Annotated in this window: 23 protein-coding genes; 14 read left to right on the top strand and 9 right to left on the bottom strand. The window is 34.1% G+C overall.

Features of this window, described 5'->3' with window-relative positions:
- Positions 1-3: 3 nt before the first annotated feature.
- The 4 genes from mutL to ADIWIN_RS03045 form a co-directional block, all read right to left on the bottom strand.
- Entirely contained in the window at positions 4-1863 is a 1860-nt protein-coding gene (gene mutL, locus ADIWIN_RS03065; protein WP_020896073.1) for a DNA mismatch repair endonuclease MutL, read from the bottom strand.
- 290 nt (positions 1864-2153) lie between these two features.
- On the bottom strand, positions 2154-2369 hold the full coding sequence (locus ADIWIN_RS03055) for a hypothetical protein (protein ID WP_020896072.1): 216 nt from the start codon (positions 2367-2369) through the stop codon (positions 2154-2156).
- Positions 2370-2657: 288 nt separating this feature from the next.
- Positions 2658-3164, bottom strand: a complete 507-nt coding sequence (ribH, locus tag ADIWIN_RS03050) for a 6,7-dimethyl-8-ribityllumazine synthase (protein ID WP_020896071.1) — start codon at positions 3162-3164, stop codon at positions 2658-2660.
- A 3-nt stretch (positions 3165-3167) separates the two neighbouring features.
- Positions 3168-3932 (bottom strand): tetratricopeptide repeat protein, encoded by a 765-nt coding sequence (locus ADIWIN_RS03045; protein WP_020896070.1) that lies wholly within the window; start codon positions 3930-3932, stop codon positions 3168-3170.
- Positions 3933-4072: 140 nt separating this feature from the next.
- Between ADIWIN_RS03045 and recF the strand changes: the two genes are divergently transcribed.
- The 8 genes from recF to ADIWIN_RS03005 all read left to right on the top strand — a co-directional run bounded on the left by recF (position 4073) and on the right by ADIWIN_RS03005 (position 11581).
- Positions 4073-5152, top strand: coding sequence for a DNA replication/repair protein RecF (gene recF, locus ADIWIN_RS03040; protein ID WP_020896069.1), 1080 nt, complete (start codon positions 4073-4075; stop codon positions 5150-5152).
- The gene (locus tag ADIWIN_RS21115) at positions 5149-5349 is read left to right on the top strand and encodes a hypothetical protein (RefSeq protein ID WP_020896068.1); all 201 of its coding nucleotides are present in this window, start codon (positions 5149-5151) and stop codon (positions 5347-5349) included. Before recF ends, ADIWIN_RS21115 begins: the two co-directional genes overlap by 4 nt.
- Before the next feature lie 271 nt (positions 5350-5620).
- Complete coding sequence (locus ADIWIN_RS03030; protein ID WP_020896067.1) at positions 5621-5917, top strand: DciA family protein; 297 nt, start codon at positions 5621-5623, stop codon at positions 5915-5917.
- 425 nt (positions 5918-6342) lie between these two features.
- Positions 6343-8754: a penicillin acylase family protein gene (locus ADIWIN_RS03025; protein ID WP_020896066.1), complete on the top strand. Its 2412-nt coding sequence runs from the start codon at positions 6343-6345 to the stop codon at positions 8752-8754.
- Complete coding sequence (locus ADIWIN_RS03020; protein ID WP_040756428.1) at positions 8754-9113, top strand: hypothetical protein; 360 nt, start codon at positions 8754-8756, stop codon at positions 9111-9113. Before ADIWIN_RS03025 ends, ADIWIN_RS03020 begins: the two co-directional genes overlap by 1 nt.
- 164 nt (positions 9114-9277) lie before the next feature.
- On the top strand, positions 9278-9577 hold the full coding sequence (locus tag ADIWIN_RS03015; protein WP_020896064.1) for a type II toxin-antitoxin system RelE/ParE family toxin: 300 nt from the start codon (positions 9278-9280) through the stop codon (positions 9575-9577).
- 3 nt (positions 9578-9580) lie between these two features.
- On the top strand, positions 9581-9910 hold the full coding sequence (locus ADIWIN_RS03010; RefSeq protein ID WP_020896063.1) for an addiction module antidote protein: 330 nt from the start codon (positions 9581-9583) through the stop codon (positions 9908-9910).
- A 462-nt stretch (positions 9911-10372) separates the two neighbouring features.
- The gene (locus tag ADIWIN_RS03005) at positions 10373-11581 is read left to right on the top strand and encodes an MBL fold metallo-hydrolase (RefSeq protein WP_020896062.1); all 1209 of its coding nucleotides are present in this window, start codon (positions 10373-10375) and stop codon (positions 11579-11581) included.
- Between the two features lie 174 nt (positions 11582-11755).
- On the opposite strand, the gene ADIWIN_RS03000 is transcribed toward ADIWIN_RS03005, so the two are convergent.
- Together ADIWIN_RS03000 and ADIWIN_RS02995 are read right to left on the bottom strand one after the other, a co-directional pair.
- Positions 11756-13228 carry a T9SS type A sorting domain-containing protein gene (locus tag ADIWIN_RS03000; protein WP_020896061.1) on the bottom strand — a complete coding sequence of 491 codons (1473 nt, stop codon included), beginning with the start codon at positions 13226-13228 and terminating at the stop codon, positions 11756-11758.
- A 278-nt stretch (positions 13229-13506) separates the two neighbouring features.
- Positions 13507-14439, bottom strand: a complete 933-nt coding sequence (locus ADIWIN_RS02995; protein WP_020896060.1) for a peptidylprolyl isomerase — start codon at positions 14437-14439, stop codon at positions 13507-13509.
- A gap of 137 nt (positions 14440-14576) precedes the next feature.
- Here ADIWIN_RS02995 and ADIWIN_RS02990 point away from each other — a divergent pair, with 137 nt between their 5' ends.
- Complete coding sequence (locus ADIWIN_RS02990; RefSeq protein WP_020896059.1) at positions 14577-15035, top strand: hypothetical protein; 459 nt, start codon at positions 14577-14579, stop codon at positions 15033-15035.
- 202 nt (positions 15036-15237) lie between these two features.
- On the opposite strand, the gene ADIWIN_RS02985 is transcribed toward ADIWIN_RS02990, so the two are convergent.
- Positions 15238-17439, bottom strand: coding sequence for a RecQ family ATP-dependent DNA helicase (locus ADIWIN_RS02985; protein WP_020896058.1), 2202 nt, complete (start codon positions 17437-17439; stop codon positions 15238-15240).
- 88 nt (positions 17440-17527) lie between these two features.
- Between ADIWIN_RS02985 and ADIWIN_RS02980 the strand changes: the two genes are divergently transcribed.
- From ADIWIN_RS02980 to ADIWIN_RS02960, 5 genes are all read left to right on the top strand, one after another.
- The gene (locus ADIWIN_RS02980) at positions 17528-18493 is read left to right on the top strand and encodes a KpsF/GutQ family sugar-phosphate isomerase (protein ID WP_020896057.1); all 966 of its coding nucleotides are present in this window, start codon (positions 17528-17530) and stop codon (positions 18491-18493) included.
- Positions 18493-19335, top strand: a complete 843-nt coding sequence (gene tatC, locus ADIWIN_RS02975) for a twin-arginine translocase subunit TatC (protein WP_020896056.1) — start codon at positions 18493-18495, stop codon at positions 19333-19335. Before ADIWIN_RS02980 ends, tatC begins: the two co-directional genes overlap by 1 nt.
- A gap of 3 nt (positions 19336-19338) precedes the next feature.
- A complete protein-coding gene (locus tag ADIWIN_RS02970; RefSeq protein ID WP_020896055.1) occupies positions 19339-19695 on the top strand; it encodes a carboxymuconolactone decarboxylase family protein in 357 nt (118 codons plus the stop codon).
- A 73-nt stretch (positions 19696-19768) separates the two neighbouring features.
- A complete protein-coding gene (gene lptB, locus ADIWIN_RS02965) occupies positions 19769-20509 on the top strand; it encodes an LPS export ABC transporter ATP-binding protein (protein ID WP_020896054.1) in 741 nt (246 codons plus the stop codon).
- 86 nt (positions 20510-20595) lie between these two features.
- Positions 20596-21534 carry a carboxypeptidase-like regulatory domain-containing protein gene (locus ADIWIN_RS02960; protein ID WP_020896053.1) on the top strand — a complete coding sequence of 313 codons (939 nt, stop codon included), beginning with the start codon at positions 20596-20598 and terminating at the stop codon, positions 21532-21534.
- A gap of 267 nt (positions 21535-21801) precedes the next feature.
- Here ADIWIN_RS02960 and ADIWIN_RS21735 read toward each other — a convergent pair whose 3' ends face one another.
- On the bottom strand, positions 21802-21936 hold the full coding sequence (locus ADIWIN_RS21735; protein WP_020896051.1) for a GIY-YIG nuclease family protein: 135 nt from the start codon (positions 21934-21936) through the stop codon (positions 21802-21804).
- 315 nt (positions 21937-22251) lie between these two features.
- A partial coding sequence (locus tag ADIWIN_RS02950) for a GIY-YIG nuclease family protein (protein ID WP_040756427.1) occupies positions 22252-22522 on the bottom strand: 271 nt, incomplete at its 5' end.

The following is a 22522-nucleotide window of genomic DNA, read 5'->3' as shown; positions in this document are numbered from 1 at the left end:
AAACTACATGAATTTTTTTTCAATATCATCAACTGCCATCGTAATAAACGTTGGTCTATTGGTTGGTGATACATTTGGTTCCTTACAGGCAAACAAACTATTTACCATATGTTCTTGTTCTGTGCTGTTTAATGATTGACCATTTTTAATCGCTAAACTCTTTGCCATAGATTTAGCTAACAAATCTGCAGCACTAAAGTTAGTGTCTGGCACATCATTTTCTACATCACTAATTAACTGTTCTAAAATAATAGAGACCTCACTTTCTGGCACTCCAACTGGCACACCTTTAATAGTAATCTCTTTTGTACTTAATTCAGAAAACACAAAACCTGTATGTTCTAAATCAGCTTTTAAGTCTTCTATAATTTTTATTTCGTTAGGTGTAAAATGCAATTGTAAAGGAAACAATAACTGCTGACTTGTCGCTTCCTTTATCGTAATATGCCTTAAAAAGTTCTCATATAGGATTCGCTGATGCGCCCTATTCTGGTCAATAACTAACATACCTGATTTTAAGGTACTCACAATATATTTTTGTTGCAATTGAAACGTCGTTTTTCTAGTTTCAATAGACGAATCACTAAAAATAGACTCGTTTTTAGATTCACTTTCAAAAGTCACCTGACTAAAATCGGATTGCGAATTATTACCTTTCGATTCCAAACCTACATACAAGCTTTCCCAAGATGCTGTTGGCGCAGACTTAAATCCAGTATTATGACTTGTGGTCTTTTGTTTTATACCTGAATCTTCTGCAAACGGATTAAAACTGCGATCCACTTCTATTGCAGGGGTGGATGCTTTTTTATCCTTATAATCATACGGAGTATTTAAACTACTCTGATGTTCAAAATCTAAAACTGGTGCAATATTAAATTGTCCTAAACTATGTTTAACAGCTGAACGCAGAATCGCATAAAGCGTGTGCTCATCATCAAACTTAATTTCAGTTTTTGTGGGGTGAATATTAATATCTATCGATTTCGGATCGACAGTAAGATTTAAAAAATAACTGGCGTGATAGCCATCTTTTAATAAACCTTCGAATGCCGATTTAATCGCGTGATTCAAATAAGGACTCTTAATAAAACGTTGATTTACAAAAAAGAATTGTTCCGATTTCGTTTTCTTAGAAAAGTTAGGTTTACCAACAAATCCTGAAATTTTTAACACTTCCGTTTCCTCTTCAACTGGTACTAATTTTTCATTGGTTTTAGTTCCAAAGATATGCACCACACGTTGTCTGTAGTTTTCTTGTGGTACATTAAACAAATCACTACCGTTATGGTAAAAAGCAAAAGCGATATTAGGATGCGCTAAAGCCACACGATGAAACTCGTCTGTAATATGGCGAAGTTCAACAGTATCGGACTTTAAAAAATTTCGTCTTGCAGGAATATTAAAAAATAAGTGTTTTACGGAAACCGAAGTTCCTGTTGGAATTACGGAAACCTCTTGTGATTTCACCTCACTACCTTCAATAACAATGACAGTTCCTAAATCGTCTTCGTCTTGTTTCGTTTTAAGCTCAACATGCGCAATCGCCGCAATACTCGCTAATGCCTCTCCTCTAAAACCTTTGGTGTTGAGTTGAAATAAATCTTCAGCGGCTCTAATTTTTGATGTGGCATGACGCTCAAAACTGAGACGAGCATCAGTAACACTCATACCCTTACCATTATCAATAACTTGTACTAAGGTTTTACCAGCATCTTTAATAATGAGTTTAATTTCTGTAGCATTAGCATCTATGGCATTTTCCATGAGTTCTTTAACTACAGAAGCTGGACGCTGAACGACCTCACCTGCTGCAATTTGGTTAGCAACATGGTCTGGTAAAAGTTGAATAATATCTGACATTAGCTTTGTGGAAGAAAAATAGATAAATCGAAACCAATAATAAACAAAAACAGCAAGATTAAAACTGCAACAATAATAATTACACGTTTATTAACATTATCATCTGGATTGTGCTTGTAATCATCAATAGCAGCACTAAATTTTCCTTTAATACCTTTTGCAGGAGATATTGAAGTTCTATGCTCATCAAACTTATGCTTAAGTTCAAACGGATTACCATCCCCTTTGTAATAACGTGGTTGATAATTAAACTTTTTATTTTTTTCAATTTCATGAATCCCATAACATTCTTATCTAATATATTCTTCAAGAATATAAATTAAAACAAAAATCAAAACTAATAATATGATTAAAGCTGGTAAAGTAGAGCGCAATTTACCTCTACTTTTGTCTCCACCTTTGGTATCATTCCATTTTGCTTCGAAGTCGGCTCTCGACTTTTTTTCTTCGGAATCCTGAAAACGAGGTTTATAGTTAAAACGTTTATTTTTTCTTTGTTTAAACAAGTGGCTCTTAAATTAAACTTGATTAATCTCAAAAGTACAGAAAATACAAGGAATTATACCTTAAGGATTCCTTAAAATTATTAACAAAAAGGATGCCAGAGTGGGTTGGCAGTGTGCAGTGTGCAGTGTGCAGTGTGCAGTGTGCAGTGTGCAGTGTGCAGTGTGCAGTGTGCAGTGTGCAGTGTGCAGTGTGCAGTGTGCAAAATTAAATTTTAGCCTATCACAAAATATAAGTATGTATTATTTTAAGGCGATGTGACTGCCAACTGAGGACTGAGGACTGAATACTTATAACGTCTCCTTACGTAAAGCCGCCATTTTTATTGCCGCAATTGCCGCTTCGGTACCTTTATTACCGTGTATACCTCCAGAACGGTCAATAGATTGTTGTTGTGTATTATCTGTAAGCACGCAGAAAATAACAGGAATATCTCCTTTTACATTAAGATCTTTAATGCCTTGAGTCACTCCTTCGCATACAAAATCGAAATGTTTTGTCTCACCTTGAATCACACAGCCAATGACTATAATAGCATCTAACATTCCGGAGTCTGCATAAATACTTTTACTCATCCTGGCTGCACCGTAAGTTAACTCAAAAGCACCAGGAACATTCCAACGGACAATATTTTGCTTAATTGCTCCGCAATCTAAGAGGGCATCAAAAGCTCCTTGCCACAACCCTTCGGTAATGGTGTCATTCCATTCTGAAACAACAATCCCAAACCGAAAATCTTTCGCGTTTGGGATTGTTGCTTTATCGTAAGCCGATAAATTATGATTTACTGTAGCCATAGACTATAAGCTTGCTTCTACTTTTCCGATTAAAACATCTGCATTCTTAGCTTCAGTTGAAGTAGAAAATTCAGATTTAATACGCTTTAAATATTCTAAAGCTTTAGCGTTTTCTCCTAAATCAATAGCAACACGTGCTGCTTTCATTAAATATAAAGGAGTTGTAAATTCATTAACGTTAGCTTTAAAAGCTTTTTCGTAATAGCCTAAAGCATCCGATTTTTGATCGAGTTGCGCAAATGCGTCACCAATACCACCTTTAGCAATAGGGTTTAACATTTTATCGTCACTAGAAAAATTCCCTAAATGCTCTACAGCATTCTGGTAATCTTTTAAATTTAAATATGCCATACCAGCATAATAGTTTGCTAAATTGGCAGCAGGACTTCCTCCATACTCATTAATAATATCTAGCATACCGTATTTACCTTCACCTCCATCTAAGGACATTCTGTAAAGTGAATCTGAAGACATACCACTAACAGCATCATCAAAATACTTTTTAGCCGTATACATTTCGTTCATAGCATCCTTTTGTTGTGGCTCTGCTACTAACTTATTATAACCTAAATATCCAAGAACCACTAAAGCTATAGCTCCAACAACACCTAAAATATATTTTTGATTTTTAACAGCCCATTCCTCTGTTCTCGAAGCTCCTTCGTCTAAAGTATTAAATACCTCAGCAGTTGTTGAGTTTTCATCAACTACTTCTTCCTGCTCCTTTTTCGTTTTTGGTTTGTAGCCTCTTTTCTTATACGTTGCCATAACTTGTCATTTTGTGCGTCCGCAAAAATAAAATTTTTATTGGGATTTAAAAGCCTATTTATTTGTTATTTTTGAATTATTAATTACACGTTGAAAATACCTTGCTACATCAGTAAAATTAGGCATAATGTTATCTTTTCATGAATCTAAACACGCTATCTTTAGTTAATTATAAAAATTTTGAAAGTCAGGTTTTCGATTTCGACGTCAAAATCAATTGTTTTGTTGGAGCCAATGGTATTGGAAAAACGAATGCCTTAGATGCTATTTATCATCTGGCTTTCGGAAAAAGTTACTTTAATCCTATTGCGGTTCAAAATATCAACCACAATGCAGAGTTTTTTGTGGTGGATGGTAATTTCTCTAAATATGAACGCACCGAAAAAATCATTGTATCCTTAAAACGTGGTCAGAAAAAAGTCATTAAAAAGAATGGCAAGGCGTACGAAAAGTTTAGTGAGCATATTGGTTTTATTCCGCTCGTTATTATTTCTCCTGCAGATCGCGATCTCATTATTGAAGGTAGCGATACCAGACGTAAATTTATAGATAGTGTTATTTCGCAGAGTGATAAAAGCTATTTAACGGAACTCATTAATTATAATAAGGTACTCTCACAGCGTAATGCATTATTAAAATATTTCGCAGTCAACAATACCTTTAATAATGATACGCTGTCTATATATAATGAACAACTTCATAACTACGGTACCGAAATATTTAAAAAACGAGACGCTTTCTTAAAAACGTTTATTCCTATTTTTAAAGCACGTTACGAAGCCATTAGCCAAAGTAAAGAAACCATCGATCTACAATATAAAAGTGATTTATTTGATGATGAATTAATAGATTTACTTAAAAAGTCGATTAATAAGGATAGAGCGATTCAATATACCACTGTAGGCACACACAAAGACGATTTAGTCTTTTTGATTGACGACTTTCCTATTAAAAAGTTTGGAAGTCAAGGACAGCAGAAATCCTTTTTAATTGCGTTGAAGTTGGCGCAATTCGATTTTATAAAACTACAAAGCGGGGTCTCTCCTATTCTCTTATTAGATGATATTTTTGATAAGTTAGATGAAAACCGCGTGGCGCAAATCATCAATCTCGTAGATGACGAGCATTTTGGACAAATATTTATAAGCGATACACATGCCGAACGTACTGAAGATGTGATAAAGCAAACCCACCAATCCTATAAAATTTTCAAATTATGAAAAACTGTTTTTGGCTACTCTGTCTTTTTATATTTAGCTGTTCTCCAAACCCAGAAATCTACATTGAGCACGTAGAAGGATATTGGGAAATTGAAGAAGTTACCATGGCAGATGGTAGTAAGAAAGAATACAAGTTCAACGAAACTATAGATTATATCAGCGTAAATGATAGCTTAAAGGGTTTCAGAAAAAACTAAAGCCAGGCATAAATGACACCTATTTTACATCTGATGATGCGGAGACTATTCAACTAAAAATTGAAGGTAACAAACTAAACATTTACTATACGACCCCTTATGCGAATTGGAATGAGACAATTTTAGAAGCCACTCCAACCCAACTTAAAATCGTTAATGAGGATGAAAATGTGTATCTTTACAAACGTTACACTTCTATAAAATTAGATTTAGAATAATTTCAATTACCTGAGCAAAACAGAGCGATTAAAATACGTAAAGACAATTAGAAATGGCAAAACGAAATAACGATAACCAACCCATACAAGACATTCTAAAAGAGTTTGTACAAACCAACAATTTACAGTCCGGTTTAGATAAAGTAGATGTGCGTGAAGCTTGGGCAAATCTTATGGGAAACGGAGTTAATAATTACACAACCGCAATTGAACTAAAACACGATACACTTTATGTGCAACTCAGCTCTAGTGTGCTACGTGAAGAATTGAGTTACGGTACAGATAAAATTATAAAGATGCTTAATGAATCCTTGAGAAAGGAAGTTGTTAAGAAGTTGGTGCTTCGATAGTTTTCTGCCTTTAGTCTTTAGTCTTTAGTCTTTAGTCTTTAGTCTTTAGCCTTTAGCCTTTAGCCTTTAGTCTTTAGTCTTTAGCCTTTAGCCTTTAGCCTTTAGCCTTTAGCCTTTAGCCTTTAGCCTTTAGCAAATTAATTTTTCATTTTAAATTTAGGTATTAAAATTCAAATTTTCTTCTTTTTCTCTGTGCAATATCCGTGTAAACTCTATGTAAAACCTTCGTGTACTTCAAGGAAAAACCTCAGATACCACTATAATCTATCGCGTATAACCGTTAAGTCGCAAAGCTTCTACCCCTTCGTATTTCGTGCTAATTTCAATGTAACTAATTCTTATTCAACACAACTAATAATTAGTGCAGTCCGTGTCTCACATTAATAATAATTTTCCTATTTTTAAATTCTCTATAATTTAACTTCATGAAGTATTTTAAACTAATTCTATCCTTCGTTCTAACGATAGGCATTTTCTTTGCGCTAAACACTAAGTTCGGATCCATTCCGCCTATTGGTAAATTCTTAAATCCTTACACAGGAGTCTGGCAAAATGAAACCGACGAATCCATTACTGGAGAGATTTCGATTCCTGATTTAAAAGATAAAGTCACCGTGCATTATGATGCGGAATTAATTCCACATGTATTTGCTCAAAACGATCTCGATTTATACAGAGCACAAGGCTACATAACCGCAAAGCACAGGTTATGGCAAATGGAATTTCAGACGTTTGCAGCTTCTGGTCGTTTATCTGAAATTATAGGAGACGCCGCACTTAATTACGACCGACAAGAACGTAGACGAGGCATGGGTTATGGAGCAGAACAAACCCTAAACAAAATGGCGGACGATGACACCACCTCAGCCATGGTACAAGCCTATGCAGATGGTGTAAATAGCTATATCAATCAATTAGAGCCAAAAGATTTACCGGTTGAATATAAATTATTGGATTATAAACCCGAAGCATGGACACCTAAAAAAACGGCTTTACTATTAATGTATATGACTAAAATGTTGGCTGGTGGAGATGACGACATGGAAAACACGAATGCCTTACGATTGTTTGGTAAGGAACGATTCGATTTATTGTTTCCAGATTTCTTCGACATTACAGATCCTATAATATCAAAAGACACTGATTGGAGTTTTATTGACGTGCCACAAACTCCAACCCCAAATAGCACGCCTGTTTTAGATTCTATTTCCGAAACTATCGATAAACCGAATCCAGATAACGGTAGTAATAATTGGGCTGTTTCTGGTAAAAAATCAACTACCGGAAATGCTATTTTAGCTAACGATCCACATTTAGGTTTAAACCTACCTTCCATTTGGTTTGTTATGCAATTGAGCACTCCAGACCACAACGCCTTTGGTGCCACATTACCTGGTGCATTAGCTGTTATTTCTGGTTTTAATCAACATATTGCTTGGGGCGAAACCAACGCCACAAGAGATGTTATTGATTGGTATAAAATTGAATTCAATGCCAATAGAACACAATATAAATTCGACAATCAATGGAAAGATGTGTCTGTACGCGTTGAAGAGATTAAAATAAAAGGTAAAGAAACCTACAAGGATTCCGTACTCTACACACATCATGGTCCTGTGGTCTATGATAAAAACTTTAAGTCTGACCAAGAATTAGCGGGTTATGCGATGCAGTGGACAGGTCATATTCCTGGGAATGGTCAAAAGACCTTTACCGAATTAAACAAAGCCAAAAACTATGATGACTATACGGAAGCTTTAAAAAACTGGATTGCCCCTGCTCAGAATTTTGTGTTTGCATCTACTGAAGGAGATATTGCGTTATGGATACAAGGTTTACTGCCAAATAAATGGGAAGGTCAAGGTAAGTTTATTATGGACGGTAGCAAATCTGAAAACGACTGGCAAGGATTTATTCCACAAGAGTTTAATGCACACACTAAAAATCCGGAACGTGGTTTTGTAAGTTCTGCAAATCAGCACCCTGTTGATGAAACCTATCCGTATTATGTCTTTAATGATGGTTATGAAACCTATAGAAATCGTGTAATTAATGATTTCTTCAATTCTAAGGATAAGTTTAGTGTTCAAGATTTCAAGGATTTACACAACAATAACTACAACCTTAAAGCTGCTGAAATTGTACCATACATGTTAGAGCACATGGATAATTCTAGTTTAACTGAAGAAGAAAAAGCCATCTATGATGAAATAAAGACTTGGCAATTTAATAACGATATTAACGAAGTTGGACCTAGTATTTTTAGACAATGGTATGGAAAACTTTACGATATGGTTTGGGATGAGTTTGATGTAGAAGATACAGCCTTAGAACAACCATTCGCCTACCAAACCATTTATTTATTAAAAAACAAAGGCGATGATGCCTTTATGGATATTGTAGACACACCTGAAACAGAAACCGCAAAAGACTTATTTTTATTAGCCTTTAAAGCAGCTGCCGCACGTCTTATAGAAATTAAAGCCGAAAAAGGCGACTACACTTGGCTAACTTATAAAGCCACTCATGCAAGTCATTTACTACAAGGTTTACCTGCCTTTTCTGTTTTTGATATTCCGATTGGTGGAGATCGCAGTATTGTTAATGCGACTTCCGAAGACCATGGCCCATCTTGGAGAATGATTGTAGAAATGACCTCACCTCCTACTGCTTTTGGTATTTATCCAGGTGGACAATCTGGAAACCCAGGAAGTAAATATTACGATAATTTTATAGACGATTGGGCTGCCGGAAAATACCATAGTCTTAATTTTCTACAAAGCAATACGGCAACCGACGCTATTATTGGCACACAAACACTAACACCATCGAACTAATGAGCAAAAATATCATCAATTTTATAGTCACTATAGTCTTAGCATATGTATTATCCTTATTTCTACCATGGTGGTCTGTAATGACAGCCGCATTAGCAACAGCTTTATTTATACCCTTAAGAAAAGCAGCCGTGTTTTTTATTCCGTTTTTGGCCATTCTTATATTTTGGTTTGTAATGAGTTATTTTATAAGTAGCGGAAACGATTTTACGTTAGCGAAGCGTATCGCTGTGCTCTTACCATTAGGTGGTAATCCTTATGTTTTAATGTTAGTTACAGGTGTTGTTGGTGGCTTGGCTGGCGGAATTACTGCGATTTTCGGAAAGCAGTTAAGTTTAGTTTTGGCTGGAAGGAAATGAGGTTGAAAGTTTTGCTTATTCAAAAATAAGGATGAGATGAAGTTTATCTTAATATTGTTGTAACTAGTTGAGGTGCATAAAAATTCACTCTGCTGAAAACTCAATCTGAATTGAATATATTCAAATATTTTTCTTAACTTTGTATCCAAGTAGATACAGTGCTTATGTTCTTTATTGAAAAAACAGATGAATTTGACAAATGGCTGAGAAAGTTAAAAGACTTTAAGGCAAAAGCAAAAATTTTGTTTAGGATTCAGAAATTAGAAACTGACGAACATTTTGGCGATTGTAAAACAGTTGGCGATGGAATTCGTGAAATGCGAATAAATTTTGCGAAAGGTTACAGAGTTTACTTTAAAGAAAAAGACGGAAAAATAATTGTTTTACTAATTGGAGGAGATAAATCTACGCAACAAAAGGATATTGCAAAAGCGAAAGAAATTTGGAAAAAATTGAATAAATAGAAAATGGGAACTTCAAGATTTGAAATAGCGGATTATTTAGAAAGCAAAGAAATGATTGCGGAATACCTCAATACCGTTTTGCAAGAAGGAAATAATGCGGATATAATTAATGCAATTGGACATATTGCAAAAGCCATCGGAATGACAAAAATTGCGGAAGAAACAGGATTAAGCAGACCGAGTTTATACAAAGCTTTATCTGATGGTGCGAAACCACAATTTTCGACAATTATGAAAGTATTGAAAGCAATCGGGGGACAAATACAAGTGAATCCAATGTCTGCGTCAAAAAATTACGCACCGCAACAAAGTACTGTAGTAAAAACTCATTAACTTTTAACTAAAGCACTTTTACAGTTTCCATCAAACATTAATGCTATTTTATTACATCCTATTTCCTATTTAAAAATACTAGCGCACAATCACACAGCAATGTGGTGACCGTTAAAAAACACCGTTTCATTACTTACGTCAACTTAAACGACCGTATCTTTCATAGTATCATGAATGAAACCTCCTTACGAAATAACAACTTCTATTTTTAAATAAGTACATCTATTTCGGAGAAAAAGTAAGACTAGTTATCGCTCAAAATAACTGAGGGCAAGAGAAATACTCACTACCTTTTCACTAAAGCACTTTTCTAATCTCCATTAACTATTTTCTCCAATGTACCTATAGCAAAATAAAACCACAACTCATCATACCGAAGCCCCTTACCAATTTAAATACCTTTATTTCCTTCTTAAATTAAACCTTTAAGAAAACGAAGTGTCAAAGAAAGAAATATATAAAATGAAAAACCACTGGGTTTTAATACTGCTTTTTTTAGGAACACAACTATTCGCTCAAGAAAACAATTCGCAATTAACCGCAACCATAATTGGTTCAGGATCTCCCAAATATAATACTGAACGTTCAGGGCCTTCGGTATTAATTTCTTATAAAAATACCCGGATTTTAGTAGACATGGGCAATGGTACTCAAGCCAATTTAGATAAGATTGACACAAAAATTAAAGACATAGACGGTTTGCTTTTTACACACCATCATTTAGACCATAATGAGGAGTTGGCTCCTATTTTTATTCAATCACTTCTTGGTGGTAACAGGACAATTATAGCAGGACCAGAACAAACCACTTCCATTATAGATCACATCCTTAGCATTTATAAAGAAGACATTGATTATAGATTATCAAAATCAGGAAGAACTCTAACCGATGTAACATCTAAGTATGAAGCTAAAAACTTAACAGGAAATAATACCTTTCAAATTGGAGATATTACCGTGTCGTATACTCCCGTAAACCATACTATTGCAACGCTCGCCTATCGTTTTGACGCAGGTGATACGTCCATTGTGATTTCGGGTGATTTAACCTACTCTGAATCCTTACCTATTTTGGCTAAAAATGCGGATTATTTAATAATGGATTCTGGTGGTGCCATTGCGCTTGGTTCAAAACGAAAAGAAACTAAAACTAATGGGAAAAATAACGGAGCAAAAGAAAAAGCACACGTTAATTTAGCGGAAAGCTCTCAAATGGCTAAAGAGTCCAATGTTAAGACTTTAGTTTTAACACATTTCAACGTTACAGATATAGATGAAGACGCCACAACTGCAGAGCTTCGAAAAAACTACTTAGGCAATATTATATATGGAGAAGACTTAATGACTTTACAAAGCTCTCACAATAGTACGTCTAGCGAGAACTCAAATAGCGGCGTTAGAAATACAAACAACTTAGAAAATACTGAGACTACACAACAATCAGTACCTAATACCAAACCTGTAAAACAAAACCAACAAGAATCTAATAGTCAAAAGACAAAAAATACAGCTCCTTCTTTCCGTAAAATGCTAGAGAATATGGATACCAACAATGATGGCAAAATCTCAAAATCTGAAGCCAAAGGGAAATTAAAAGAGAACTTTAATATGCGTGATAAAAATAAGGACGGTTATATTACCGAAGATGAATTAACAAAAAGAAATCGATAAATCGGCGACACACGTTTTAACATAGCTTACTAAATGTTAGTCTAATTATGTTTTACCCTGTTGATCTGAAATATTACCGTTGTTATCAATAAGCTAAACCAAGTATACTTTAAACCACAAAAAAAAGCTCTACCAACTACGGTAGAGCTTTTTTAAAATTTTATAAGTCTTAAATTATTTAATCACTAACTTTTTAGTTGCTTTTGCATTTAATCCGTTAAATTCTAATAGATATAAACCTGTATTTAAATCTAGATATAAGTCATTAGAACCTAATTGAAGCGTTTTTTGCATGATAAGTTTTCCATCAATACTATAAACGTTCATCTGATCAAACAACGTATTGTTTGTTAAACCAAATTGACCAGAAGTAGGATTAGGATAAATAGCCATCTCATTATAAGCAAGTTCATCTAAACTTAAAAAACCACAATTCACCGGATCAAACGTTACCAATCCTAAAGTTGCAATATCATTTTGATGTACAATTACAGCTTCAGCATCAGCTAATGTATTTGGAACATTAGTTTCATCCCAACAGTTATGCATCGCTGTCAATGGGTTATCTGTATTATTGTAAACTGCATATATCGCTCCACCATTACCATTTTCAGAAAATACATTTTGTCCAATGTTATCAACATCGTCACCTAAGTTAATCATAGACTCGCCCTGAAGTGTAATTCCCCATAAATTTCTACGAATCTCATTACCACTAGCCACAATAACATTGCCTTCTAACGCAGCAACCAATGAAATACCACTTCCACCAAGATTAGGATTATTTTGAGTATTATTGTCTTCAATCACATTATTTCTAATAAATGCAGACACATTGTTACTTTGTATTACCATACCATAACGGTTGTCAGTTATAATATTATCATCGATTACAGCATTCACGACACCTGCACTTATTAAGTCAGAAACAGAAATCCCTCCTACTTGTGATAAACTGCGATCACCTTTAATAGTATTCTGAATAATTTGTGTAGGATCTTCTAATGTCGGTCCTAAATTAATCTGAGGACGGTTAGAATTGTCTTGGTTATTCCCTTCAATATAATTATTAAATATATAAGGAGAAACTTGGTTTGTAGCGCCAGACCCAATAGCAGTCGTTTGATTAAATATTATAGTATTATTAGTAATTTGAGGTTTACCTCTTGAAACTCCAATAACACCACCTGTAGAAACTCCCGAAACATTATTGGTTATTAAACAATTATCAATAGTAAATGTTTCTGTAAGCACACGTAGACCACCTCCGTATTGTATCGTGGCATTTTGAATCGTAATATCTGAAAATTCTTGAAAACGAAAACCATCATAAGGAGCTGTAATATCAATAGCAGTAAAAACAGCATTATCCGCATTTACATTAAAAACTCCATAAATAGTTATTAGTATATCTGCACCAATCTCTAAAGTGACATCCTCACTGATATTAAAAGTGTCACTTGCAGAGATTGTAAGATCTTCCACTAAGGTATACGTCGTTCCGCTCACCGAAATGGTAGACGGACTCGCTGATACAAGGTCATCTAAAGTAAAAGTACTATTTGTATCTGGTGTTGTGTAACCTTGAGCAGTTACCATACCAATCATACCGATTGTTGCAAAAAAATTGAGTAATAGTTGTTTCATAAATTATATGTTTTGATTTTCTCTAAAATTAAATAATAATGTAAGAAATTACTGTTAAAAAAGAAGATTTATCGTAAAAAATGCGTAACCCTTCCAAAATAACTAGAGATAAACCAATTACAATCTTATAGCTAGTTCAGATGTTCAATTACAATTAATACTATTAAAGCTTTAGATTTCATCTTGGTTTAATTAATTATAAATAAGAGCAAAAAAAAAGCCTCACTATTAAGTGAGACTTTTTTAATTTTATTAAGTATGTATCTAATACAATGTGATTATTTCACACCCATTAATTCTACATCAAATACTAAAGTTGCATTAGGTGGAATAACTCCTCCAGCACCAGCAGCACCATAACCTAAATCACTAGGAATTACCAAACGTGCTTTATCTCCGACATTTAAAAGACAAATACCTTCATCCCATCCTGCAATTACCTGACCTACTCCAACTTGAAAATCTAGTGGAGAATTTCTTTTGTAAGACGAATCGAAAACCGTTCCGTCAGCTAACTGACCTTTATAATGTACAGAAACTGTATTTCCTTTTTCTGCTTTTTTACCATCTCCTTTTTGGATGATTTGGTAACGTAAACCAGATTTCGTTTCATCAAAACCTACAGCTAATTTATCTAATTCTGCTCTTAAAGCTTCGCGTTCTTCAGCGATACGCTTTTCACGAGACCCTTCAAAGGTTCTAAACGCCTCAATAGCATTAAACTTTTCAGCAGCATCACCTTGTCTTATGATTTCAATAGTCTCAATTTTATCACCTTGTGCAATAGCGTCAACAATATCTTGTCCTTCTACTACATTTCCAAAAACAGTGTGCTTATTATCTAACCAATCTGTTGCAATATGCGTAATGTAAAACTGACTTCCGTTAGTACCAGGACCAGAGTTTGCCATAGCTAAAACACCAGGACCACTATGTCTTAAATCTGGATGAAATTCATCATCAAATTTATAACCTGGATTCCCAGTTCCTGTTCCTTGTGGACAACCACCTTGTATCATAAAATCTGGAATAACTCTATGAAATTTTAATCCATCGTAGTAAGGATTTCCTTGTGGCTTAACTGAATTTTCTAAATTTCCTTCTGCTAAAGCAACAAAGTTACCAACTGTTCCTGGAGCTTTCTCGAACTCTAAATTTACTAAAATTGCACCTTTTGTAGTGTTGAATTTTGCGTATATACCGTCTTGCATTATCTTTTAATTTGTTTAAGGGTGCAAAGATAAGAAAGTTAACTTGAAATCGAATCTGAAATTGAAATCGAAATAAAACAACTTCAAATTCGATTTCGGGTTCTGATTCTTTTTTTAGTTTTGAAAAAACAAATCACATGGCATTTTCGTTATCTAAACTCTTTGGTTCTAAAAATTCTGAAACAACATCTCAGTCTGGTGATACTATTGAAGCTATCATTAATGATGTTGAAAACAGACCTTTTGGTGTCTCTGAAAATAATGTCCTGTTCGCAGGCTTAAATGAATTGGGAGGCTATTTCTTTTTTCAAACCGTTATTGTTGGTGCGCTCAATGTGAAATCTAAAAATGGAGCACAATTATACTTTGTTGGAGATGACTTCAAATTAAAATTAGAAGCTGATATGCCAGAATTTGAATCAGAGAACTCAGATACTAAAGGTAGAAATGTTACTAAAATTGATTTTCAGATTGAAGAAAGTGATGTTAAAAATTTAGAAAGTGCCACACTTAGAAGCATTCAAATAAAAGTAAAGAAGCATGATATTCTATTTAGTAAATATGTGGTTATTGAGGCGACTGATGAAGAAGAATAAAAATTGTGTTTGTCAGTTCGAGTGGAATTAAAATTGAAACGTAGTGAAAAATTTAATTTTGTATCGAGAACTTTAAAAAGATTTTCTCGATACAAAATATATAATTAACAGTCACTAAATTCGCTCAAACTGAGAAAACTCATAAACGGAGAGTTCTTACTTCATACTGAACACTGCTTACTGAAGACTGCCCACTGAACACTTAATTCGCCACTTCACTCATAAACTTTATTCGATACAAGCGTAATTCTTCATCGTCGTAATCACCATCAAACTCTTCAATAGCATCATCTATTTTATCGCTTTCAGTTTCCATAAAATACTCATGGATTTCTTCCTGTTGATCTTCATCTAAAATGTCATCAATCCAATAATTGATATTCAACTTTGTTCCAGAAAACACAATAGATTCCATTTCCTTTATAAAAGCAGACATTCCCATACCTTTAGAAGAGGCAATATCACTTAAAGGTAATTTTCGATCTACATTTTGAATGATATATAATTTTATAGCAGAATTAGTTCCTGTAGACTTCACTACCATATCCTCTGGTCGTAAAATATCATTGTCTTCTACGTAATCTGCAATTAAACCGACAAAGTCCTTTCCGTATTTTTTTGCTTTACTCTCACCTACTCCATGGACATTAGATAATTCCTCTATATTAATAGGGTACTTTAAAGACATATCTTCTAATGATGGATCTTGAAAAATCACAAATGGAGGCACTCCTAACTTTTTAGCATTACGCTTACGTAAGTCTTTAAGCATACTCATTAACTTTTCGTCTGCAACGGCTCCTCCTCCTTTAGAGTTAGTAACGATACCGTCGTTTGATTCTTCATCAAACACGTGGTCCTCAGCCATCATAAAAGATGTTGGATTATTTATAAAATCTTTTCCTTCGTTACTTAACCTTAAAACACCATAGGTTTCAATATCCTTCTTTAAAAAACGCGCCACTAAAACCTGACGGATTAATGCCATCCAATATCTAGGATCTTTAGCTTTACCAACTCCAAAGTGCTTTTGTAAATCCGTTTTATGCGAAGAAATAAGTGCATTTGAATTGCCAACAAGTACTTGTACTAAATCTTTAGCTTTATATTTTTCATTCGTTTTAGCAACAGTATCTAAAAGAATTTTAACATCATCTTGAGCTTCAACTTGCTTTTTCGGATGACGAACATTATCATCCATATCACCACCATCACCAGTTTCATTATCAAATTCTTCACCAAAATAATGAAGAATAAATTTACGTCGAGATACCGAAGTTTCCGCGAAAGCGACCACTTCTTGTAGTAAGGCGTGGCCAATTTCTTGTTCTGCAACAGGTTTACCTGCCATAAACTTTTCAAGTTTCTCTATATCTTTATAAGCGTAATACGCCAAACAATGACCTTCTCCTCCATCACGACCAGCACGACCCGTTTCTTGATAATAACTTTCTATACTTTTAGGAATATCATGATGAATTACAAAGCGGACATCTGGTTTATCAATACCCATCCCAAAGGCTATAGTTGCTACAACAACATCAGTATCTTCCATTAAGAACATATCTTGATGTTTCACTCGTGTTTTAGCATCTAAACCAGCATGATACGGCACTGCTTTTACTCCATTGACTTGAAGAACTTGTGCTAAGCCTTCAACACGTTTCCGACTTAAACAATATATAATACCAGATTTACCATCGTTCTGTTTTACAAAACGAATAATATCGGCATCTACTGTTTTAGTTTTTGGTCGTACTTCATAATACAAGTTAGGTCTATTAAAGGACGCTTTAAAAGTTACGGCATTTGGCATCCCTAAACTCTTCAAAATATCCTCTTGAACCTTCGGAGTTGCTGTTGCTGTAAGTCCAACAATTGGAATATTATCGCCAATACGCTTAATAATCGTCTTAAGATTTCTATATTCTGGTCTAAAATCGTGTCCCCATTCACTAATACAATGGGCTTCATCGACAGCCATAAAAGAAATTTTTACGGTTCTTAAAAAGTCAACATATTCTTCTTTTGTCAACGACTCTGGTGCTACATATAGCAACTTTGTAATGCCATTTGTAATGTCGTCTTTAACACGTTTTACTTCAGTTTTGTTCAAAGAAGAGTTTAAGACATGTGCCACACCTTCGTGCTCAGACACAGCCCTTATAGCATCTACTTGATTCTTCATCAGAGCAATAAGAGGAGATACTACAATAGCAGTACCTTCAGCAATTAAAGCTGGTAGTTGATAACATAAAGATTTTCCACCACCTGTTGGCATAATAACAAAAGTGTTATTACCGGCTACGACGTTCTTTATTACTTCTTCTTGAAGGCCTTTGAATTCTGAAAATCCAAAGTACTTTTTTAATGCGGAGTGTAAGTCAATTTCTGCAATACTCATTAATCCCTATTGGTATTTTATATACATTTGCAACAAGTTTAAAGATAACAAATTCTTTAAACCTAGAAAACTCAATAAATAATAAGTTTTGAACACTAAGCAAACTATCTTAAAAACTGCAGCGTCTACCATAAAATTAGAAAGCAAAGCTATAGACCATTTGGCTGAATTATTAACAGAAGATTTTGCTGATGCAGTAGAATTAATCTACAATTCTAAGGGTCGTGTTATTATCACCGGAATCGGCAAAAGTGCCATTATTGCTAACAAAATCGTTGCTACATTAAATTCAACTGGAACTCCAGCGGTTTTTATGCACGCTGCTGATGCCATCCATGGAGACCTCGGATTAATTCTCCAAGACGACGTTGTAATTTGCATTTCAAAAAGTGGAAATACTCCTGAAATTAAAGTTTTAGTACCACTTATTAAGAATGCAAATAATAAAATGATTGCGATTACAGGCAACATCGACTCCTTTTTAGGGCAACAAGCCGATTTTATTTTGAATGCTTTTGTCGCACAAGAAGCTTGTCCTAATAATTTAGCACCTACAACAAGTACTACTGCACAGCTCGTAATTGGAGATGCTTTAGCGGTTTGCTTATTGGAATTAAGAGGGTTTTCGAGTAAAGATTTTGCAAAATACCATCCTGGTGGTGCACTTGGTAAACGTTTATATTTAAGAGTAAATGATTTATCCTCTCAAAATCAAAAACCACAAGTTGGTCTTGAAGCGTCATTAAAAGAAGTGATTGTTGAAATCACTGAAAAAATGTTAGGAGTGACAGCTGTAGTTGAAAATGATAAAATCGTAGGAATTATTACAGATGGAGATTTAAGACGAATGCTGAGCAAAAGTGATGATCTTACAGCTTTAAAAGCTAAAGATATAATGAGTAACAACCCAAGACGGATTTTAGAAGACGCCATGGCAGTTGACGCTAAGGAAGTTATGGAAGAATTTGGTATTTCTCAATTATTGGTAGAGCACGATGGTAAGTATTGTGGTGTAGTTCATCTTCACGATTTAATAAAAGAAGGCATTATATAATGGCAAAAAAGAATGTAGATGAGATGTCTTTTTTAGACCATCTCGAAGAATTGCGATGGCATTTAGTTAGAGCTGTAGCTAGTATTATGGTTGCAGCCATCTTAGCTTTTATTTTTAAAGATTTTATTGTTGGAATTATAATGGCTCCAAAGCACATGGATTTTCCAACATACGTTGCACTGTGTGAAATGTCTAAATTCTTTGGAATGGACATGTCGTTTTGCGCCAGTGAGTTACCCTTTGTTATTGAAGTAAGATCTGTTGGTGGGCAGTTTTCTGCACATATCTGGACATCAATTTATGCAGGTTTAGTCATTGCTTTCCCTTATGTATTATATCAATTATGGAGTTTTATTAGTCCTGGGTTGCAAACAAATGAACGTAGAAATTCTAGAGGATTTATAATAATTGCATCATTACTTTTCTTTTTAGGTGTTGCATTTGGATATTATGTCATTACTCCTTTATCATTAAACTTTTTAACGAACTATACTTTTGCCGAGGAGGTTTCAAACGCTTTTGATTTAAGTTCCTATAATTCTATAGTGAGATCATCATCTTTAGCCGCTGGTTTTGTTTTTGAATTACCTATACTTATTTATTTCTTAACCAAAATCGGATTGGTAACACCTCAATTCTTAAGACAATATAGAAAATACGCCTTAGTTATTGTACTGATTTTATCTGCTGTGATTACACCTCCAGATATTGCGAGTCAGGTTATTGTGGCGATTCCTATATTATTATTGTACCAAATAAGCATTTATATTTCGGCTTTAGTTATTAGAAAACAAAAGCGAAGAGCTGCAAGAGAAAATAAAAAATCAAAAGTTAAGTCCTAAATTATGTCTGATATTGTAAAGGAATTCAATGATTATCGTGCTAAAATGAACGATAAAATATTAGCTGATAATAATAAAATTGTAAAACGAATTTTTAATCTAGATACCAATGCCTTTCAAGCAGGAGCGCTAGATAAAAAAACCAAAGAGCTTTTAGGTTTGGTAGCCTCAACCGTACTACGATGTGATGATTGTGTAAAATACCATTTAGAAGCCTCTTATAATGAAGGTATAACCAAAGAAGAAATTAGTGAAGCACTAGGTATTGCAACTTTGGTTGGCGGTACTATTGTGATTCCTCATTTAAGACGCGCTCATGAATATTGGGACGCCATAGAACACCACAATTCACAAGGTTAAACTTTTAATAAATGATAGCCAAAGCGAATAGAATCTATATGATTTTGTTATTTTTAGCGTTCTTACACCATATATGAAGTTACGAGCAGAACATTTAATGAAGTCCTACAGCGGACGAAAAGTAGTAAAGGATGTCTCTTTAGAGGTGAATCAAGGAGAGATTGTTGGTTTATTAGGCCCTAATGGAGCTGGTAAAACCACGTCTTTTTATATGATTGTTGGGATTATTAAACCCAATGGTGGTAATATTTTTTTAGATGATACCAATATCACAAAATACCCAATGTACAAGCGTGCTCAAAACGGAATTGGCTACTTAGCTCAAGAAGCGTCTGTATTTAGAAAACTGAGTATTGAAGACAATATTTTAAGCGTATTACAACTTACTAAACTGAGTAAGAAAGAACAGCACTTTAAAATGGAATCGCTTATTGAAGAATTTGGTTTAAGTCATATTAGAACTAGCAGAGGTGATTTACTTTCGGGAGGAGAACGTCGTAGAACTGAAATTGCACGTGCGCTAGCAACCGATCCTAATTTTATATTATTGGATGAACCTTTTGCAGGAGTCGATCCGGTAGCGGTAGAAGATATTCAGCGTATTATTGCAAAATTGACGAAAAAGAATATCGGTATTCTTATTACCGACCATAACGTACAAGAAACTCTTGCGATTACAGATAGAACATATTTAATGTTTGAAGGTACCATTCTTAAAGCTGGTAAACCTGAAGAATTAGCGAGTGATGAAATGGTACGTAAAGTTTACTTGGGTCAAAATTTTGAGTTGCGTAAGAAGAAGTTAGAATTCTAATTACTTATCGTAAGGAGAACCATCAAGGCTCCTGAAACTCTCATCTATTATAAATGAACTCCAAATATTTTATTTTAAGCTTATGTTTGCTTCTCAAGCTTAGTCCTATTATTGGGCAAAATGAAACTATTATTACTGTTAGTGATGAATTAACAGCGCTACCTATTGCTTATGTAAACATCTCCTTTGGAGATAAAGACGGCATTTATACAGATAAAAATGGGCAATTTAACTTAAGTCTCATCGCGTCTGATAGTATGCAACTCTCTGCATTAGGCTATGAAACAAAAATCGTTTTTGTTAACTCCATAAAAGAGCAACTTATAGTTTTAAATCCTGTTGCGACACAATTAGAGGAAGTTGTTTTATCTGATAAAAAGCGAAAGTTTAAAACAGAAAAAACGAAACCCATTAACGATAAGGATTTCTTAAACTCTTACCGAAATCCTATAGGAAGTGAAATTGCTTGCCTAATTGAAAATAATTTTGGTGATAAAGAGGTTCAGGTAAAATCTATCACCATTCCAAGCTATAATAAAACTATGGATTTTTCGGGGAAGAAAAAGCAAGTTTTAAAGCGACATCCATTTACTACGTTGTATAGCCTGAGTTTTTATACTAATGAGAATGGTTTACCTGGGAAAGAGATCACAACGGAATCAATTGTTATCCTCTTCAATGAAAAAACGGATAAGTTAAACGTCAATTTAGAACAGCATCAAATTTACTTACCAAAAAATGGGTTTTACCTATCGTTATTAAACTTAGGTCCTGCAGATGTTGAAGGCAACCTCATTCCAACGTCACCATTTCATGAAAAGGAAACTACAGAAGGTCTATATAAATTCCCAAAGCATATTAAACCCTATTTTCCTGTAAATTATAGTGAAAGCAAAAATAACACCTATAGTCGGTCTCGCTTTGAAAATGACAAAACATGGACTTTATTTTATCTTAATGAATCAAAAAAAGACAGAATTAACAACATCACTTTAGGAACTGAATTAAAAGTATTTGAAGACTAAATATCGTTATTTTTGATCCCTACTTATTTCTTGACGTATACAGGAATCCACACCATAAAAAAATAGCCATAAGCTCCCTAATACCACTTCTAATCATCAAAAACCTTCCAATCTTTAGATAAGTCAACCCAATTGAAATTCTTTTTTTCAATACGGTCTATTTTCCATTGCCTTTTCCATTTTTTCACATTCTTTTCACGGGTAATAGCATCATTAACATACTGAAAGCTTTCAAAATAAACTAGCTTATATAAGCCATACTTTTTACTAAAAACCCTCAACTAATTTATTCTTGTGTTCAAACATACGACGCTCTAGGTCATTAGTGACTCCAATATAAAGCGTACCATAAGTTTTATTAGTAATAATATAAAGGTAATATTGATGAATGGTTTTAAACATGAATGGACATTTGATTTTAGCTAAATGAAACACGAGTGGATTCCTGCCTTCGCAGGAATGACAAAACAGGAATCTTTAATAAATATAATAATTATCAAAACTAAAAACCAACCATTTACATTTCAACAATGCTATTACAGAAAACTGAAATAAAACATACTGTCTTCTTAAAAACGTATAATTCAGAAGAGCGCTGTCATGCCTGCAAAAGCAAAAATCCACAGACCATAAACAAAACTCTAGCGCCGCTGTCATTCCTGTGAAGGCAGGAATCCACACCATAAAAAAATAGCCACAAGCTCTCTAATAACAGTTCTAATCATCAAAAACTCTCCAATCTTTAGATAAATCAACCCAATTGAAATTCTCTTTTTCAATACGATCTATTTTCCATTGCCTTTTCCATTTTTTCATATTCTTTTCACGGGTAATAGCATCATTAACATACTGAAAGCTTTCAAAATAAACTAGCTTATATAAGCCATACTTTTTACTAAAACCCTCAACTAATTTATTCTTGTGTTCAAACATACGACGCTCTAGGTCATTAGTGACTCCAATATAAAGCGTACCATAAGTTTTATTA

The organism is Winogradskyella psychrotolerans RS-3, from assembly GCF_000427335.1.
Lineage (GTDB): Bacteria > Bacteroidota > Bacteroidia > Flavobacteriales > Flavobacteriaceae > Winogradskyella > Winogradskyella psychrotolerans.
This window is presented reverse-complemented; position numbering and strand designations above follow the sequence as displayed.

Coding starts and splice junctions, on each gene's coding strand:
- mutL (WP_020896073.1), bottom strand. CDS start 1,863: ATGTCAGATATTATTCAACTTTTACCAGACCATGTTGCTAACCAAATT.
- ribH (WP_020896071.1), bottom strand. CDS start 3,164: ATGGCTACAGTAAATCATAATTTATCGGCTTACGATAAAGCAACAATC.
- ADIWIN_RS03045 (WP_020896070.1), bottom strand. CDS start 3,932: ATGGCAACGTATAAGAAAAGAGGCTACAAACCAAAAACGAAAAAGGAG.
- recF (WP_020896069.1), top strand. CDS start 4,073: ATGAATCTAAACACGCTATCTTTAGTTAATTATAAAAATTTTGAAAGT.
- ADIWIN_RS21115 (WP_020896068.1), top strand. CDS start 5,149: ATGAAAAACTGTTTTTGGCTACTCTGTCTTTTTATATTTAGCTGTTCT.
- ADIWIN_RS03030 (WP_020896067.1), top strand. CDS start 5,621: ATGGCAAAACGAAATAACGATAACCAACCCATACAAGACATTCTAAAA.
- ADIWIN_RS03025 (WP_020896066.1), top strand. CDS start 6,343: ATGAAGTATTTTAAACTAATTCTATCCTTCGTTCTAACGATAGGCATT.
- ADIWIN_RS03020 (WP_040756428.1), top strand. CDS start 8,754: ATGAGCAAAAATATCATCAATTTTATAGTCACTATAGTCTTAGCATAT.
- ADIWIN_RS03015 (WP_020896064.1), top strand. CDS start 9,278: ATGTTCTTTATTGAAAAAACAGATGAATTTGACAAATGGCTGAGAAAG.
- ADIWIN_RS03010 (WP_020896063.1), top strand. CDS start 9,581: ATGGGAACTTCAAGATTTGAAATAGCGGATTATTTAGAAAGCAAAGAA.
- ADIWIN_RS03005 (WP_020896062.1), top strand. CDS start 10,373: ATGAAAAACCACTGGGTTTTAATACTGCTTTTTTTAGGAACACAACTA.
- ADIWIN_RS03000 (WP_020896061.1), bottom strand. CDS start 13,228: ATGAAACAACTATTACTCAATTTTTTTGCAACAATCGGTATGATTGGT.
- ADIWIN_RS02995 (WP_020896060.1), bottom strand. CDS start 14,439: ATGCAAGACGGTATATACGCAAAATTCAACACTACAAAAGGTGCAATT.
- ADIWIN_RS02990 (WP_020896059.1), top strand. CDS start 14,577: ATGGCATTTTCGTTATCTAAACTCTTTGGTTCTAAAAATTCTGAAACA.
- ADIWIN_RS02985 (WP_020896058.1), bottom strand. CDS start 17,439: ATGAGTATTGCAGAAATTGACTTACACTCCGCATTAAAAAAGTACTTT.
- tatC (WP_020896056.1), top strand. CDS start 18,493: ATGGCAAAAAAGAATGTAGATGAGATGTCTTTTTTAGACCATCTCGAA.
- ADIWIN_RS02970 (WP_020896055.1), top strand. CDS start 19,339: ATGTCTGATATTGTAAAGGAATTCAATGATTATCGTGCTAAAATGAAC.
- lptB (WP_020896054.1), top strand. CDS start 19,769: ATGAAGTTACGAGCAGAACATTTAATGAAGTCCTACAGCGGACGAAAA.
- ADIWIN_RS21735 (WP_020896051.1), bottom strand. CDS start 21,936: ATGTTTAAAACCATTCATCAATATTACCTTTATATTATTACTAATAAA.